11 protein-coding genes and 3 pseudogenes are annotated in these 14,192 nt (G+C 65.7%); 9 read left to right on the top strand and 5 right to left on the bottom strand.

What is annotated here, in order from left to right:
- Nucleotides 1-51: 51 nt before the first annotated feature.
- Nucleotides 52-2,534 (top strand): annotated as a pseudogene (locus ALC15_RS00535) (putative bifunctional diguanylate cyclase/phosphodiesterase).
- Nucleotides 2,535-2,596: 62 nt separating this feature from the next.
- Here ALC15_RS00535 and ALC15_RS00540 read toward each other — a convergent pair.
- Entirely contained in the window at nt 2,597-3,160 is a 564-nt protein-coding gene (locus ALC15_RS00540; protein WP_050625823.1) for a nitroreductase family protein, read from the bottom strand.
- Between the two features lie 84 nt (nt 3,161-3,244).
- Nucleotides 3,245-5,293: a threonine--tRNA ligase gene (gene thrS / locus ALC15_RS00545; protein ID WP_050625604.1), complete on the bottom strand. Its 2,049-nt coding sequence runs from the start codon at nt 5,291-5,293 to the stop codon at nt 3,245-3,247.
- Nucleotides 5,294-5,545: 252 nt separating this feature from the next.
- Here thrS and ALC15_RS00550 point away from each other — a divergent pair, with 252 nt between their 5' ends.
- The 3 genes and pseudogenes from ALC15_RS00550 (at nt 5,546) to ALC15_RS00555 (ending at nt 8,043) form a co-directional block, all read left to right on the top strand.
- The gene (locus ALC15_RS00550) at nt 5,546-6,406 is read left to right on the top strand and encodes a COG3904 family protein (RefSeq protein WP_244485858.1); all 861 of its coding nucleotides are present in this window, start codon (nt 5,546-5,548) and stop codon (nt 6,404-6,406) included.
- Entirely contained in the window at nt 6,406-6,804 is a 399-nt protein-coding gene (locus ALC15_RS45765) for a hypothetical protein (RefSeq protein WP_244485859.1), read from the top strand. Before ALC15_RS00550 ends, ALC15_RS45765 begins: the two co-directional genes overlap by 1 nt.
- 106 nt (nt 6,805-6,910) lie before the next feature.
- A pseudogene (locus tag ALC15_RS00555) lies at nt 6,911-8,043 on the top strand (MFS transporter).
- Between the two features lie 9 nt (nt 8,044-8,052).
- Here the strand turns inward: ALC15_RS00555 and ALC15_RS44685 are convergent.
- Both ALC15_RS44685 and yidD read right to left on the bottom strand, forming a co-directional pair.
- Nucleotides 8,053-8,220, bottom strand: coding sequence for a hypothetical protein (locus ALC15_RS44685; protein ID WP_167350124.1), 168 nt, complete (start codon nt 8,218-8,220; stop codon nt 8,053-8,055).
- Between the two features lie 111 nt (nt 8,221-8,331).
- Nucleotides 8,332-8,643 carry a membrane protein insertion efficiency factor YidD gene (gene yidD / locus ALC15_RS00560; protein ID WP_050625605.1) on the bottom strand — a complete coding sequence of 104 codons (312 nt, stop codon included), beginning with the start codon at nt 8,641-8,643 and terminating at the stop codon, nt 8,332-8,334.
- Between the two features lie 282 nt (nt 8,644-8,925).
- On the opposite strand from yidD, the gene ALC15_RS00565 reads away from it, so the two are divergent.
- On the top strand, nt 8,926-9,843 hold the full coding sequence (locus ALC15_RS00565) for a COG3904 family protein (protein ID WP_050625606.1): 918 nt from the start codon (nt 8,926-8,928) through the stop codon (nt 9,841-9,843).
- Between the two features lie 25 nt (nt 9,844-9,868).
- On the opposite strand, the gene ALC15_RS00570 is transcribed toward ALC15_RS00565, so the two are convergent.
- Nucleotides 9,869-10,315, bottom strand: a complete 447-nt coding sequence (locus tag ALC15_RS00570; RefSeq protein WP_050625607.1) for an iron-sulfur cluster assembly scaffold protein — start codon at nt 10,313-10,315, stop codon at nt 9,869-9,871.
- A 239-nt stretch (nt 10,316-10,554) separates the two neighbouring features.
- Here ALC15_RS00570 and folE point away from each other — a divergent pair, with 239 nt between their 5' ends.
- From folE to ALC15_RS00590, 4 genes and pseudogenes are all read left to right on the top strand, one after another.
- Entirely contained in the window at nt 10,555-11,235 is a 681-nt protein-coding gene (folE, locus tag ALC15_RS00575) for a GTP cyclohydrolase I FolE (protein ID WP_050625608.1), read from the top strand.
- Between the two features lie 28 nt (nt 11,236-11,263).
- Entirely contained in the window at nt 11,264-11,692 is a 429-nt protein-coding gene (hisI, locus tag ALC15_RS00580) for a phosphoribosyl-AMP cyclohydrolase (protein ID WP_050625609.1), read from the top strand.
- Between the two features lie 112 nt (nt 11,693-11,804).
- The gene (locus tag ALC15_RS00585; RefSeq protein ID WP_050625610.1) at nt 11,805-12,809 is read left to right on the top strand and encodes a transglycosylase SLT domain-containing protein; all 1,005 of its coding nucleotides are present in this window, start codon (nt 11,805-11,807) and stop codon (nt 12,807-12,809) included.
- A gap of 162 nt (nt 12,810-12,971) precedes the next feature.
- A pseudogene (locus ALC15_RS00590) lies at nt 12,972-14,152 on the top strand (DUF2336 domain-containing protein).
- Nucleotides 14,153-14,192 lie beyond the last annotated feature (40 nt).

A 14,192-nucleotide genomic window follows, 5' to 3' on the forward strand; every position in this document is an offset into this window, starting at 1 on the left:
GCTTCACACTTTTCCGGATCATGCCTGGCGCTTGCGTCAACGGGGCGTGCCATGGTCATGGCCAACAAGAAATCAGCAAAGACATCGGCCAAGTTCAATTCCGAGATGTTCGCCGACGTTCCGGTTCTGCAACGCAAATGGCAGGCGGCGGTCCGTCCCGGCGAAAGGCTGCCGCACTATGAAGACGTGATGCTCGGCAGCCTGGGCCGGCTTGCGGACCATATCGTGCTGCTGCGCGACGTCGATGGCGTGCTGTGTGTCTCGCATACCGGCCGCTATGTGCAGACCTGGCTGAACGACGAGCGCTGGGACATTCCGCTCAGCGCGCTGCCGCCGGACTGCGCGACGGCGTTGACCGAAGCCGCCGCGAACGCACGCGAGAACTGCCGGCCCTATCTGGCGTCGGCGCATTGCGTGCGCGATGGTCTGGTGCGGACCTTCGACGTGCTGGCGCTGCCGACGCGGTCGCGCTGGGGCGGTATCCTGGTCGGCGTCTACGTCAACGAGCGCAACGCGCAGTACAATCTGCTCGACACGATCTTCTCGGCCACCGACGAGGGCGTGCTGTCGCTTGCTGCGATCCGCGATGCGCGGGGCGAGGCGGCTGATTTCCAGATCGTGCATCTCAACCAGGGCGCAGCCAAGCTCCTGATGCAGCCCGCGACCGAGTTGCTGTGGCGCCGACTCAGCGCCGGCGGCAATCCGCTTGCGGCTGAAACGGTGATGAACCGCCTGCGCGGGTTCGTCGGCAGCGGTCCCGTCGGCCAGTTCGAGATCGACAGCGGCGATCGCTGCCTGCGGCTCGGCGTTACGGCGTTCGGCGACATGCTGTCGCTGACCGTCTCCGACGTCACCGCGCTGAAGCAGCGCGAGGTGTCGTTCCGCCTGCTGTTCGAGAACAACCCGATGCCGATGTGGGTGTTCGACGCCGTCACGATGGAATTCCTCAGCGTCAACGACGCGGCCGTTCAGCACTATGGCTATAGCCGTGATCGGTTCCTCGGCATGACCCTGCGCGAGATCTGGCCGGAGGACGAGTGGGGCGTGCACAGCGCCGCCTTGCGCGAGATCGGCGACGTCTATCAATCGAGCCGCGACTGGCGCCACATCAGGGCCGACGGCACCGAGATCCATGTGCTGACGTTCGGACGGAGGGTGGCGTTCGAGGGCCGCGACGGCTACCTCGTCGCGGTGGTCGACATCACCGAACGCCGTGCCGCCGAGGCGCGGATCGCGCACATGGCGCACCATGACGGTCTCACCAACCTGCCGAACCGGGACTTCTACCAGGAGCGCCTGCGCGAGGCGCTGGAGCGCAGCCGGACCGGCAACAAGCGCGTCGCGGTGATGTGCGTCGACCTCGACCTGTTCAAGAACGTCAACGATTCCTTCGGGCATCCGATGGGCGACCGGCTGCTCAAGCTGGTGGCGGAGCGGCTGCGCGAGGTGGTCCGCGACGACAACGTCGCGGCCCGGCTTGGCGGCGATGAGTTCGCGATCGTGCTTGCCGCCGATGTCTCGCCGAACGAGGCGAGCGCGTTCGCCGAGCGCCTGATCGATGCGCTGAGCGTACCCTACACGATCGACGGGCTCGAAGTCGTGGTCGGCGCCAGCGTCGGCATCGCGTTGTCGCCGGGCGACGGCACCACGTCTGAAGAACTGATGCGCAATGCCGACATGGCGCTGTACCGCGCCAAGTCCGAGGGCGGCGGCGTGCATCATTCTTCGAACCGGAGATGGATCAGCAGGCGCAGAAGCGCCGCGACATGGAGCGCGATCTGCGCGCGGCCTTCAGCAACGGCGAGTTCGAGCTGCACTATCAGCCGCTGGTCGATATCGCGGCCGACCGCATCTCGGGCTTCGAGTCGCTGCTGCGCTGGCGGCACCCGGAGAAGGGCATGGTCTCGCCCGCGGAGTTCATCCCGGTTGCGGAGGACATCGGCCTGATCGTCGCGCTCGGCGAATGGGTGTTGCGTGAGGCCTGCGCCGAGGCGATGAAGTGGCCGGCCGACGTGAAGGTCGCGGTCAATCTGTCACCGGTGCAGTTCCGCAGCCGCAATCTGGTCCAGGCCGTGATCTCGGCTCTGGCGCATTCCGGCCTGCCGGCGCGGCGGCTCGAGCTCGAGATCACCGAGTCGGTATTCCTCGCGGAGACCGAAGCCAACCTTGCGATCCTGCATCAGCTGCGCGAGCTCGGGGTCAGCATCTCGATGGACGATTTCGGCACCGGCTATTCCAGCCTGAGCTACCTGCGTAGCTTCCCATTCGACAAGATCAAGATCGATCGCTCCTTCGTGAAGGATCTGGCGCGGCGCTCCGATTGCCTTGCGATCGTGCGCGCGATCTCCGGCCTCGGCCGCAGCCTCAAGATCACCACGACCGCGGAAGGGGTCGAGACAACAGACCAGCTCGACTGGCTGCGCGCCGAAGGCTGCAACGAGGTGCAGGGGTTCCTGTTCAGTGCCGCGAGGCCCGGCAGCGAGATCGCGGCCTTGCTGAGCAAGTTTGCGGAACGCGCCTCGAAGGCGGCGTAGCGACTCTTTTTTTCGCTCGTCATGCGCGGGCGTGACCCGGGCAATCCATCAACACCGCAAGCTCAGAACCGCGTCACGATATCCGTCAGCGCCGGGCGCGGGCGATCCTCGCTCGGCTTGGTCGGCGTGCCGATGTGGATCAGGCCGGCGAGCTTCTCGTCCGGCTTCAGGCCGAGGCCGTCGAGCACGTCGCGGTCGAAGGCGAACCAGCCGGTCAGCCAGCAGGCGCCGTAGCCGAGCGCGGTCGCCGCGGTGACGATGTTCATCGCACTCGCGCCGGCCGACAATTCCTGCTCCCACGGCGGCACCTTCGGATGCGGCTTGGTGAAGGAGACCACGCCGATCACCAGCGGCGCATCGGTCAGGCGCTTCTTCTCGACCTCGATATCGGTGGCCGGCGCGCCGGGATTCTTGCGGGCAAACACTTTCGCGATCACGTCGCCGGCGCGGGCGCGGGCATCACCCTCGAACACGATGAAGCGCCAGGGCGCGAGCTTGCCGTGGTCGGGCACGCGGGCGCCAATCGTCAAAATGGTCTCGAGCTCGGCCGCGGACGGGCCGGGCCCGGTCATCTCGCGCGGCTTCATCGAGCGGCGGGTCTTCAGGAGTTCAATGGCATCGGGCACGGAATTGTCCTTCAAGGGGAGTCGTGCCCCCAAGATGGGGGCACGACGGAGCCAGCGAAAGCCAGTTTAGACCGATTGTGAGGATCAGGCGACGGATCGCGCCCGCTTCACGTCCGGCGGCGTCGCCTCGTCGACCAGCGCGGCGATCGCCTCATCGGTCGGCATCACGGTCTGGCGCTCGCTGCCGAGGCGGCGGACCGAGACCGAATGCGTCTCGGCTTCCTTCTTGCCGACGACGAGCAGCGCCGGGATCTTGGCCAGCGAATGCTCACGGACCTTGTAGTTGATCTTCTCGTTGCGCAGATCGATCTCGACGCGGAGACCAGCGCGGCGCGCCGCGGCCGCCACCACCTTGGCGTATTCGTCGCCTTCGGAGGTGATAGTCGTGACCACGAGTTGCGTCGGCGCCAGCCAGAGCGGGAAGTTGCCGGCATAGTGCTCGATCAGGATGCCGATGAAGCGCTCCATTGAACCGCAGATCGCGCGGTGCACCATGACCGGCGCCTTCTTCGAGCCGTCGTGATCGATGTAGAACGCGCCGAACCGTTCCGGCAGGTTGAAGTCGACCTGGGTGGTGCCGCACTGCCAGTCGCGGCCGATGGCATCGCGCAGCACGTACTCGAACTTCGGCCCGTAGAACGCGCCTTCGCCCGGGTTGATCTCGGTGCGGATCCGGTTGCTGCCCTTGGCCTTGATCTCGGACAGCACGGTGGCCATCACGCGCTCGGCGTGATCCCACATCTCGTCGGTGCCGACCCGCTTTTCCGGTCGCGTCGAGAGCTTGACCGTGAGCTCGCCGTCGAAGCCGAAATCGGCGTAGGTCGACAGGATCAACTCGTTGATCTTGAGACACTCATCGGCGAGCTGCTCCTCGGTGCAGAACACATGGGCGTCGTCCTGGGTGAAGCCGCGCACCCGCATCAGGCCATGCATCGCGCCCGACGGCTCGTAGCGATGCACGACGCCGAACTCGGCAAGCCGCAAGGGCAGGTCGCGGTAGCTCTTCAGCCCGTGCTTGAAGATCTGCACGTGGCCGGGGCAGTTCATCGGCTTCAGCGCGAACCAGCGCTTGTCCTCGGCCTCGTCGCCGGCGGATTGCGCCGCGAACATGTTCTCGCGGTACCAGTCCCAGTGGCCCGAGGTCTCCCACAGCACCTTGTCGAGGATCTGCGGCGCGTTGACCTCGTTGTAGTCGCCGAGCAGCCGGCGCCGCATATAGGCGATCAGCTGTTGGAAGATGGTCCAGCCCTTCGGGTGCCAGAACACCACGCCGGGGCCTTCCTCCTGGAAGTGGAACAGGTCGAGCTCGCGGCCGAGCTTGCGGTGGTCGCGCTTCTCGGCTTCCTCGATCTGCTTGAGGTAGGCGTCGAGGTCTTCCTGCTTGGCGAAGGCGGTGCCGTAGATGCGGGTCAGCATCGGATTGTTGGAATCGCCGCGCCAATAGGCGCCGGCCACCTTCATCAGCTTGAAGGCGTTGCCGACCTTGCCGGTCGAGGTCATGTGCGGGCCGCGGCACAGATCGAACCAGTCACCCTGGAAATAGATCTTGATCGGCTCGTTGCCGGGAATGGCGTCGACCAGCTCGACCTTGAAGGCCTCGCCCTTGTCGCGGAACACCTGCTTGGTCTTTTCGCGATCCCAAACCTCTTTCGTAAAGGGCTTGTCGCGTCCGATGATCTCGCGCATCCGCTTCTCGATCGCGGCAAAATCTTCCGGGGTGAACGGCTCGTTGCGGAAGAAGTCGTAGTAGAAGCCGTTCTCGATCACCGGGCCGATCGTGACCTGGGTGCCCGGCCACAGCGATTGCACGGCTTCCGCCAGCACATGCGCGGCATCGTGCCGGATCAGTTCCAGCGCGCGCGGGTCTTCGCGGCCGATCAGCTCGATCTTGGCGTCGGCTTCGATCGGATCGTTGAGATCGGCAAGCGTGCCGTCGAGCGCCATCGCGACGGTGCGCTTGGCGAGCGAGGGCGAAATGCCGCGGGCAATGTCGAGGCCGGTGGTCCCCTTCGGGAAATCGCGCCTCGCTCCATCAGGGAAGGTGAGGGCGATCTTGTTCACGGGTTCTGCGGGTTTGAGGTTGGACAGGCTGTATTGGAATCCGGATTCGGATTTGGGCGGCGTATCGGCCATGATGTCTCCTGTAGCTCACTCCTGCGAACGAGCGCAGGTAAGCGGAAAGCAGCGGTATAGCAGGGGATTTGACGCCTGCAATCCGGCAATATCAAGAAAATCGGCCTCCGATCGCACCGAATCGAGGGAAGCTCGTCCGCACCTGACGGCTGTGATCGTTGCGACGTTGCCGATCATCGACTAACGTCCGGCCTCCATTTGTCCGCCATCGCGCAATCCGCAAGGTTCATGTTTTCCCGTCTCCTGTTTTTCGTGGCGTTGCTTCTGATCCCGGGCGTGTCGCGGGCGGAAGAAGCACCGGTCGAGAAGGCCGGATTCGCGAAAAAGCTGACCATCTATCTCGCCAAGGGAGCGCCGAATGCGTGCGGCGCCGGCTGCGATCGCTGGATCGCGATCGAAGGCGAGATCGATCGGGATGCCGCGGCGCGGATTCGCAGCTTCCTGCTCGCGGTCAAGGACCCACAGCTTCCGATCTACCTGCATTCGCCGGGCGGCAATGTCGAGCAGTCCTATGCGATCGCGCGGTTTCTGCGCGCACGCAAGGCGACCGCCCGGGTCGGCCGTACCAACGTGCCGGCCTGTTCCGCAGGTACGCAGATCGACGCCGCCTGTCTGAAGATCAAGGCTGCGAAAGGGGAGGTCGAGGCCGAACTCTCAACGCGCAACGCGATGTGCGTCTCGGCCTGTGCCTATCTGTTCCTGGGCGCGACCGTCCGCGAAGTGGCGCCGGACTCGGTGCTCGCGGTGCATAACTCCAGGCTGATGTTCGTGGTCCACGGCCATCCGCCGCCGCAGGCGGTCGCGGATTTCAGGCGGCGCGAGATGGTGAGCGCCGATCGCGACCGCAACGTGTTCCTCGCGGCGATGGGGATCAGCCACGAGCTCAGCGACCTGATCCGGACCGTGAAGTTCGAGAACCTGCACGTGCTGACGCGCCCCGAACTCTATCGATTCGGAATCGACACGCGGCCGCTGCCGGACACGCTGTGGGCGGTGGAGAAGGAAACGCGGCCTTATGTCCGCAAGATCGCACAGCAGAAGAACGGCAACGGCAGTTCGTTCCGCATGATGGAGTGGCGGCTGTTCTGCGAGAACAAGGATCGCGGGCGCTGATGTTCGTGCGCGAGTTCGACGAGGGCGCCGCCGGCAAGAGCACGGTGGTGATGATGGCCGGCGTCACCAAGGCGATCGCATTCGGCAGATTGCCGGCGCGGTTCGGCAAATACGAGGTCTGGAGCGATCCGGTGAGCGCGGACATCGTCAAGACGATGACGGCGGTCCCGCATCTGGAGATCGGCGAAAGTGCGCTGTCGTCCGACGGCAAGCCGGATCCCGCGAGGCCCGGCGTCGCGACATTCGATATCGACACGACCGGGCTGGAGCAGGGATGGACACGGCTTCTGGCATCGTGCCCGGCCGCGACATCGGGTCCGAAGCCTGCAAGCCCGTGGCCGGCGGCGGCGTCACCGAGCGTCAACGCTGCGCCGGCGGCGGCATCGCCGTCGCCATGAGCGCAAGCGGCGCAAATCGATCACGTGCCATGCATTTAGATGCAGTTGCATTGAAATCGGGGTCTGCTATCAACGCGGCGTGAAACGCTTCGCTCCCACCGCATTGATGCTCGGCAACATCGTCACCGGCTGCTCGGTGCTGGCGCCGGCCGGCATGCTGACGGAGCTGTCGAGCGGGCTCGGCGTCACCATCCACACCGCGGGCCTTTTGATCACCTTCGGCGCGATCGTGCTGTGCGTGGGCTCGCCGCTGACGGCGTGGCTGACCAGCCGGTTCGAGCGGCGAGCCTTGCTGACGGCGACGCTTCTGGTGCTGACGCTGACCAACGCGGCATCCGCCTTCGCGCCGGACTACGACAGTCTCCTGATCATCCGCCTGGTGATGCTCGCGGTCGGTGTGCTCTACACGCCGCAGGCGGCCGGCACCGCAGCGTTGATCGTGCCGGTGGAAAAGCGCGGCAGCACGATCGCCTATATCTTCCTCGGCTGGTCGCTCGCCGCTGCGATCGGGCTGCCGCTGATCACCTTCATCGCAAGCCGCTACGGCTTTCGCGTGACCTATGGCGCGATCGCGCTGACCGGGCTCGCAAGCTCGCTGCTGCTGTGGTGGCGGCTGCCCGGCGGATTGCATGGCGCGCCAGTCGACCTCCGGACCTGGGCCGATCTCGGCCGCAATCCGACCGTCATCCTGCTGCTGTCGATCACGACGTTGCAGATGTCCGGACAGTTCGTGGTTTTCACCTTCATGGGGCCGCTGCTCGGCAAGCTGACCGGCGCGAATGCGGACGCGGTCGGCATCGTGTTCGCGCTCTACGGTATCTTCGGGTTCGTCGGCATTGCGATCGCAACCCGTATCGTGGATTCCTGGGGCGCCTGGAGGACGTCGGTCCTGTTCACCGTGCTGCTGTTCGCCGGCGTGGCCGCTGGGCGCTGAGCGCCGGCGCCTATGCATTGATGGCGGCTTCGGTGGCGGTGTGGGGCCTCGGCTTTGCGTCGACCAATTCGATGCAGCAGGTGCGGCTGGTCGGTGCGGCGCCGGCGCTCGCCTCGGCGTCGGTCTCGCTCAATACCTCGGTGCTGTATATCGGCCAGGCCATCGGCTCGGCGATCGGCGGATTGCTGTTCGCGCGCGAATGGCTCTACGCCGCAGGCTATGTGGCCACCGCCTTCGTTGCGGCGGCGCTCGTAGTGGTGGTCATTACGCGGCCGCGCGCGGCGCGTGCTGCCGCAGCCGAGTGAGCTTGCGCATCACCACTTCACGCTCTGGCTCGGCACGATGAACGCCGTCGTGCTCGGCTTGGTCGAGTTGTGCGTGAAGTAGCCGTAGGCGCCAATGATCACGACGAGCAAGGCAAGCACGGCCAGCAAGTCGATCTGCCGGGGATCGTGACCGTTGTGGCTGATTTTCCAGCGCACTGTAGTTTCCTCCCCAAGAACCGCAAGGGGCACTGAAACAATGCGCCAAGTATCGCCACAGTTCCGCCAGGCAGCAATGCGCGGCGGGCTTGGGAGCGCTGCGGAAATCGATCAGTTGTCGTTGACGCCGCGCCAGCGGCCGTAGCGCCAGGGCACGTACCAGTGCGCGCCCGGCGGCTTGACCGGCGGGACGTTGTCGATCCCGGAGGTGCCCCACGGCTGGCAGCGCAGCAGCCGCGCCAGCGTCATCCAGCCGCCGGCCCATAGTCCGAAGCGCTCGATCGCCTCATCGCCATAGACCGAGCAGGTCGGCAGATGCCGGCAGTTGTAGCCGACCAGCGGCGACAGCGTGTGCCGGTAGATCCAGATCAAGGCGCGGCCGAAGTTGCGCGGCAAGCGGCGCGCGCTGGTGGCACACTCCATGCATCGTTGATGGTGCGGTGTTGAATGTTCTGTCGACGGCATACGCAAGTATGTACGTAGTCTTGCGGGGGTTCCAAGCCAAGGAACTGTTCTGTTGCAGATATTTACGCCACAGTTCGCTATTATCGCACGGCCCGATTGGCGCTGCAGCAAGGGTCCTATGGACGATCCAGGTCAGCAAGGCTACCGTTCTCGTAACGCGCCGATGACAGAATCGTGGCGCTTTGCCATGGGGCCATTGCCACCGCTCGCATCACCAGGGGCTTGGGGGAAGGAACCAAATTGAGGCTCGTCAGGTCGCTCTCGTTGCGCAGTTGGGTGCTCACCGGCGCCGTCGCCTTTTGCTTCGCGATTTCCGGAACCGTCACGACGGCGGGGAGTTCCGCGCAGGCCAGCTCGACCCTCGAAGAGCGCAAGCTGCCGATGAAGTTCAGCTGGATCGCCTGTCAGCCGAATTGCCGGGGCTGGGTGTCGGCCGTCGGCATCATCACGGCCGACAGCCCCAAGGAGTTCGACGAGTTCGCGCGCAGCCGCCAGCTCAACGGCGCCACCATCGTGCTCGACTCCAGCGGCGGCTCGGTCAACGACGCGATCGCGCTCGGCCGCCGCTTCCGCGGTCTCGGCGCGCTGACCACGGTCGGCACCAGTATCGTCAGCCAGGCGGCGCAGGGTGACCGCGCCAGCGTGCTGCCGGATGCCTATTGCGAGTCGATGTGCGTATTCCTGCTGCTGTCGGGCAAGACGCGCTACGTGCCGCCGGCCGCCCACGTCCGCGTGCATCAGATCTGGATGGGCGACCGTGCCGACGATGCCAAGGCCGCCAGCTATACGGCTCAGGACCTGATGATCGTCGAGCGCGATATCGGCCGTCTCGCCAAGTACACTTTTGATATGGGCGGCGCCGGTGAGCTACTGTCGCTCGCACTCAGCGTGCCGCCGTGGGAAGACCTGCATGAATTGTCGGCGGCTGAATTGCGGCTGACCAATCTCGTCACCACGGATGCCGTCGCCGACGTGCTGCCGCGGCAGGACAACGCTATTCCCATGGCCGAGGCGAAGCCGAAGAACAGCGATCGCTTCGTCAGTACCGCCATGGAGGGTGAGGTGCAGCCGCCGGCCGCGAAGGCGACCAAGACCGCCGAGGCGGTCGTGCCGGTCGGCAGCACCACGGCGCCGCCGCCGGTCCAGCCCGCGCAGTAGTTGCGGCTTATGCCGGCAGCAAGGTCTACGCCGGCTGCTTTGCCTTGGCCTCGATCTGGCCGATCGCATCGACCACCGCATCGAAGGTCAGTAGCGTCGAGGCATGGCGGGCCTTGTAATCGCGCACCGGCTCGAGCAGCGCGATGTCGGCCCATTTGCCGCCCTGCGGGGGCTGGCCATTTTCCTTCAGCATCTTGCGGACGGTCTCGCGCAACTCGCGCAGCTCCTCAGCGGTCGACCCCACCACATGGCTCGCCATGATCGAGGAGGAGGCCTGGCCGAGCGCGCAGGCCTTCACGTCATGGGCGAAGTCCGTCACCACGGGGCCGTCCATCTTGAGGTCGACCTTGACGGTCGAACCGCACAATTTGGAGTGCGCGGTGGCGCTGGCGTCGGGGTCGGCGAGCCGTCCGAGGCGCGGAATATTGCCGGCCAACTCGATGATCCGCTTGTTGTAAATGTCGTTCAGCATGGGGACAGATGCCTGGTTCCGGGCGGGCCGGGCGCTCTTGGCGGCTGGGTTTCACCGTCCTATATATGGACGGCAGCGCCGGAAACATAGCCCGGCCATGCGGCCAGCGCGGCCCACCTTCGTCGCGGTGGTGCTACAAAGATGGGACTCAGGCGTCCGGCGGTTCGATGATCCGCCCCGTCTGCCCGGTGACACATCCGGCCCAACGGCAAATGCCGGGCCGGTCGAACGGAGAAGACATGGACGCCTTGATCAAATCGATTCGCCCCAACAAGCCGGCCGACGCGAAGCCAGGCGAGCTCGACCCTTCAGAATTCATGGCGGCCGCCGTCCGTGCCGACCAGCCGCGCCCGTCGCGGGCCGAGGCCGAGGACGCCGTGAAGACGCTGCTCGCCTATATCGGCGAGAACACCGGCCGCGAGGGCCTGCTCGACACGCCGCGCCGCGTCGTCGAAGCCTATGACGAGCTCTATCAGGGCTATCATCAGTGCCCGGCCGAAGTGCTGAACCGTACCTTCGGCGAGACTGCCGGCTACGACGATTTCGTCCTCGTCCGCGACATCGAGTTCACCTCGCAGTGCGAGCATCACATGATGCCGTTCTACGGCAAGGCGCATATTGCCTATACGCCGGTGGAGCGCGTCGTGGGCCTCTCCAAGCTGGCGCGGCTGACCGATATCTTCGCCCGCCGCCTGCAGACCCAGGAGCATCTCACCGCGCAGGTCGCGGCCGCGATCGACGAGGTCCTGAAGCCGCGCGGCGTTGCCGTGCTGATCGAGGCGGAGCATACCTGCATGTCGGTGCGCGGCGTCGCCAAGCATGGCGCATCGACCTTCACCAGCCGCTTCACCGGCATGTTCCGCGACAATCCGGCCGAGCAGCAGCGTTTCCTGTCCCTGGTGCGAGGACCGAACCGGTAACCTCGCATTCTCTCGAGCGAGGTTTTCCGTGTCCACATCGACCCACGATCACGACCGCGAAGAGGGTCTCGACTTCCGGCCCAAATTCGACGCGACCGGTCTTGTGACCTGCGTCGCGACCGATGTCGCGACCGGCGACGTGCTGATGGTCGCGCACATGAACGATGAAGCGCTGCGCAAGACGATCGCGACCGGCGAGGGCTGGTACTTCAGCCGCTCGCGCAACGCGCTGTGGCGCAAGGGCGAGAGTTCTGGCCAGACCCAGCGCGTGGTCGAGATCCGGATGGATTGCGATCAGGACGCCGTGTGGATCAAGGTCGAACAGATCGGCGCCGCCTGCCACACCGGACGGCGCTCCTGCTTCTATCGCGCGGTGAAGGGCGAGGGCGGTGCCGTCAGCCTGTCCTTCGTCGATGCCGAGCGCCTGTTCGATCCCGGCGCGGTCTACCGCAAATAGCGGCGGCCGCGTTGCCCTTCGTGCCGGGGCCTTAACGTGCCGTTAACCATAATTACGGCAGGTTGACAGGACATGGGTGCCGATTGCCGGCACCCCGCAGGGCACCCGATCAATGGCGGTCGACCTCTTCAATGCGACGGCTTCGGCAGGTGTCGATGCTTCGCGCCTGAAGGTCGCCGGCTCGATCAAGCAGGCGGCGGCCACCACCGGTACGAGCTTCGAATATTTGCTCACCACCGCGAAGATGGAATCCAATTTCAATCCGCGGGCCGGCGCCACGACCTCGTCGGCGCATGGACTCTATCAGTTCATCGACCAGACCTGGCTCGGCACCGTCAAGGAGGCGGGAGGCCAGCTCGGCTACGGTCAGTATGCCGATGCCATCACCAAGAACTCCGACGGCAGCTATTCGGTCAGCGATCCCTCGGCACGCAGCGCGGTCATGAAGCTGCGCGACGATCCCGATGCGGCGTCGTCGATGGCGGCGGCCCTGACGCAGTCCAACAGCTTCAAGCTCACCGGCGCGCTCGGCCGTCGCCCGACCGATGCCGAACTCTATATGGCGCATTTCATGGGCGTCGGCGGCGCCGGCAAGCTGATCTCGAGCGCCGAGGACAGCCCGAGCGCCAATGCCGCCGCGATGTTTCCGAAGGCGGCGGCCGCCAACCAGTCGATCTTCTACGACAAGTCGGGCAGCGCGCGCAGCGTCAGCCAAGTCTATTCGGTATTGACCACGCGCTACGCCGCGGCGGCAAACTCGAAGGACACACGCACTGCCTTTGCTGCAGCGGGCGGCGACACCATGAGCCCTTACGCGATGGCAAGCGCTGCGCCGACGCAAGCGGTGTCGATGGACACCGCGTCGTATCTTTCGACTTTCCCGAATGCCGGTGCGGCCTCGTCAGCTGGCGCGACCTCGACCGTCGCATCCGCGCAGCCGGCGCCGGCCTTCCGCTCGCTCTACCAGGGCGGCGATCGTTCGGAGCCGATTTCACCTGCGGTGCAGGAGCTTTGGGGCAATTCCTCCGCGCTGACCACGTCGGCGACGCCGAAGGTCCGTGCGCCCGGCCGGCTTGATCTGTTCAGCGATCCGAACGGCACCTACAGCAACGGCTAGCGCTGGCCTGCTGCGCGTGCGAATGCGCGCCGTGCCGATCTTAACGAAACGTCAATAATCCCAAACGTTTATGGTGAACCCTTTGTTAAGCGTCATGGTTTATTTTTCCTTGTAGTTGGCATCGTAAGTCGATGCCGTTTCGTTGCGTAAGCCGGAAGGACCATGATCGTTCGGCAGTTCATTAGTTGGATTAAGACCGCTCCGGCAGGCGAGCGAGCAGAGGCGACGCGGGCGTGGCCCGGGCCTGGCTCATTTCAGACCTCACCGAGGACGACCGCATTGCAGCCGAAGGCGCGCTGCTGATGCTGCTCGATGACCCGTCGCCGCTGGTGCGACAGGCGATGGCCGAGGTGTTCGCACACAGCGCGGAGGCGCCGGCTGCGATCGTGCAGGCGCTGTCGGCCGACCAGGCAGCGATCGCGCTGCCGGTGCTGGAGCATTCACCGCTCCTGATCGATGCCGATCTCGTCGACATCGTCGCGACCGGCTCCGACGAGATGCAGTGCGCGATCGCGCGCCGCGTCAACCTTCCGGCCTCCGTCGCTGCGGCGATCGCCGAGGTCGGCTCGGCCGCGGCCGCGCTCGAGCTGATCGAGAATCCCTATGCCGGGCTCGCGCCGTTCTCCTGGGACCGCATCGTCGAACGCCATGGCCATCTCGCGGCGATCCGGGAATCGATGCTGGCGCTGGACGACCTGCCGTCGGCGACGCGGCTGGCGCTGGTCGCAAAGCTCTCCGACACGCTGGCGCAATTCGTGGTGGCCCGAAACTGGCTCGGCGCCGACCGTGCCGACCGCATCGCCGGCGAGGCGAAGGAGCGCTCCACGGTGAACATCGCCGCGCGCGCCTTCGGCGACGACATGCAGAATTTGATCACGCATCTGCGCTCCACCGGCCAGCTCACCGCCGGGCTGATCCTGCGCGCGCTGCTGTCGGGCAACCTCGATCTGTTCGGGGCTGCGCTCGCCGAATTGTCCGGATTGCCCTATGGCCGCGTCTCCGCGCTGCTGAACGACCGCGGCGGCAACGGCCTGCAGGCGCTGCTGCGGCGCGCCGGCCTGCCGGATTCGACCTATGCGGCGTTCCGCGTCGCGCTCGAGGCGAGCCACGAGGTCGGCTATGTCGACAGCGGCGACGGCGCGGCGCGGCTGCACCGCCGCATGGTCGAGCGCGTGCTGACGCATTGCGAGACCGATCATTCGGCGGCCGAGCCGCTCTTGATCCTGCTGCGCCGCTTTGCGACCGAATCGGCCCGCGAGGATGCCCGCATGTTTTGCGAGGAGCTCGCCGCCGAGGACGCGATCGCAGTGCTGCCCTACGACGACGATCTCATCGCGGCCTGACGGCCGCGCTTCCTCCGATTGACGATGATTGAAGCCGCGG

This window comes from Bradyrhizobium viridifuturi (genome assembly GCF_001238275.1).
Classification (GTDB): Bacteria; Pseudomonadota; Alphaproteobacteria; order Rhizobiales; family Xanthobacteraceae; genus Bradyrhizobium; species Bradyrhizobium viridifuturi.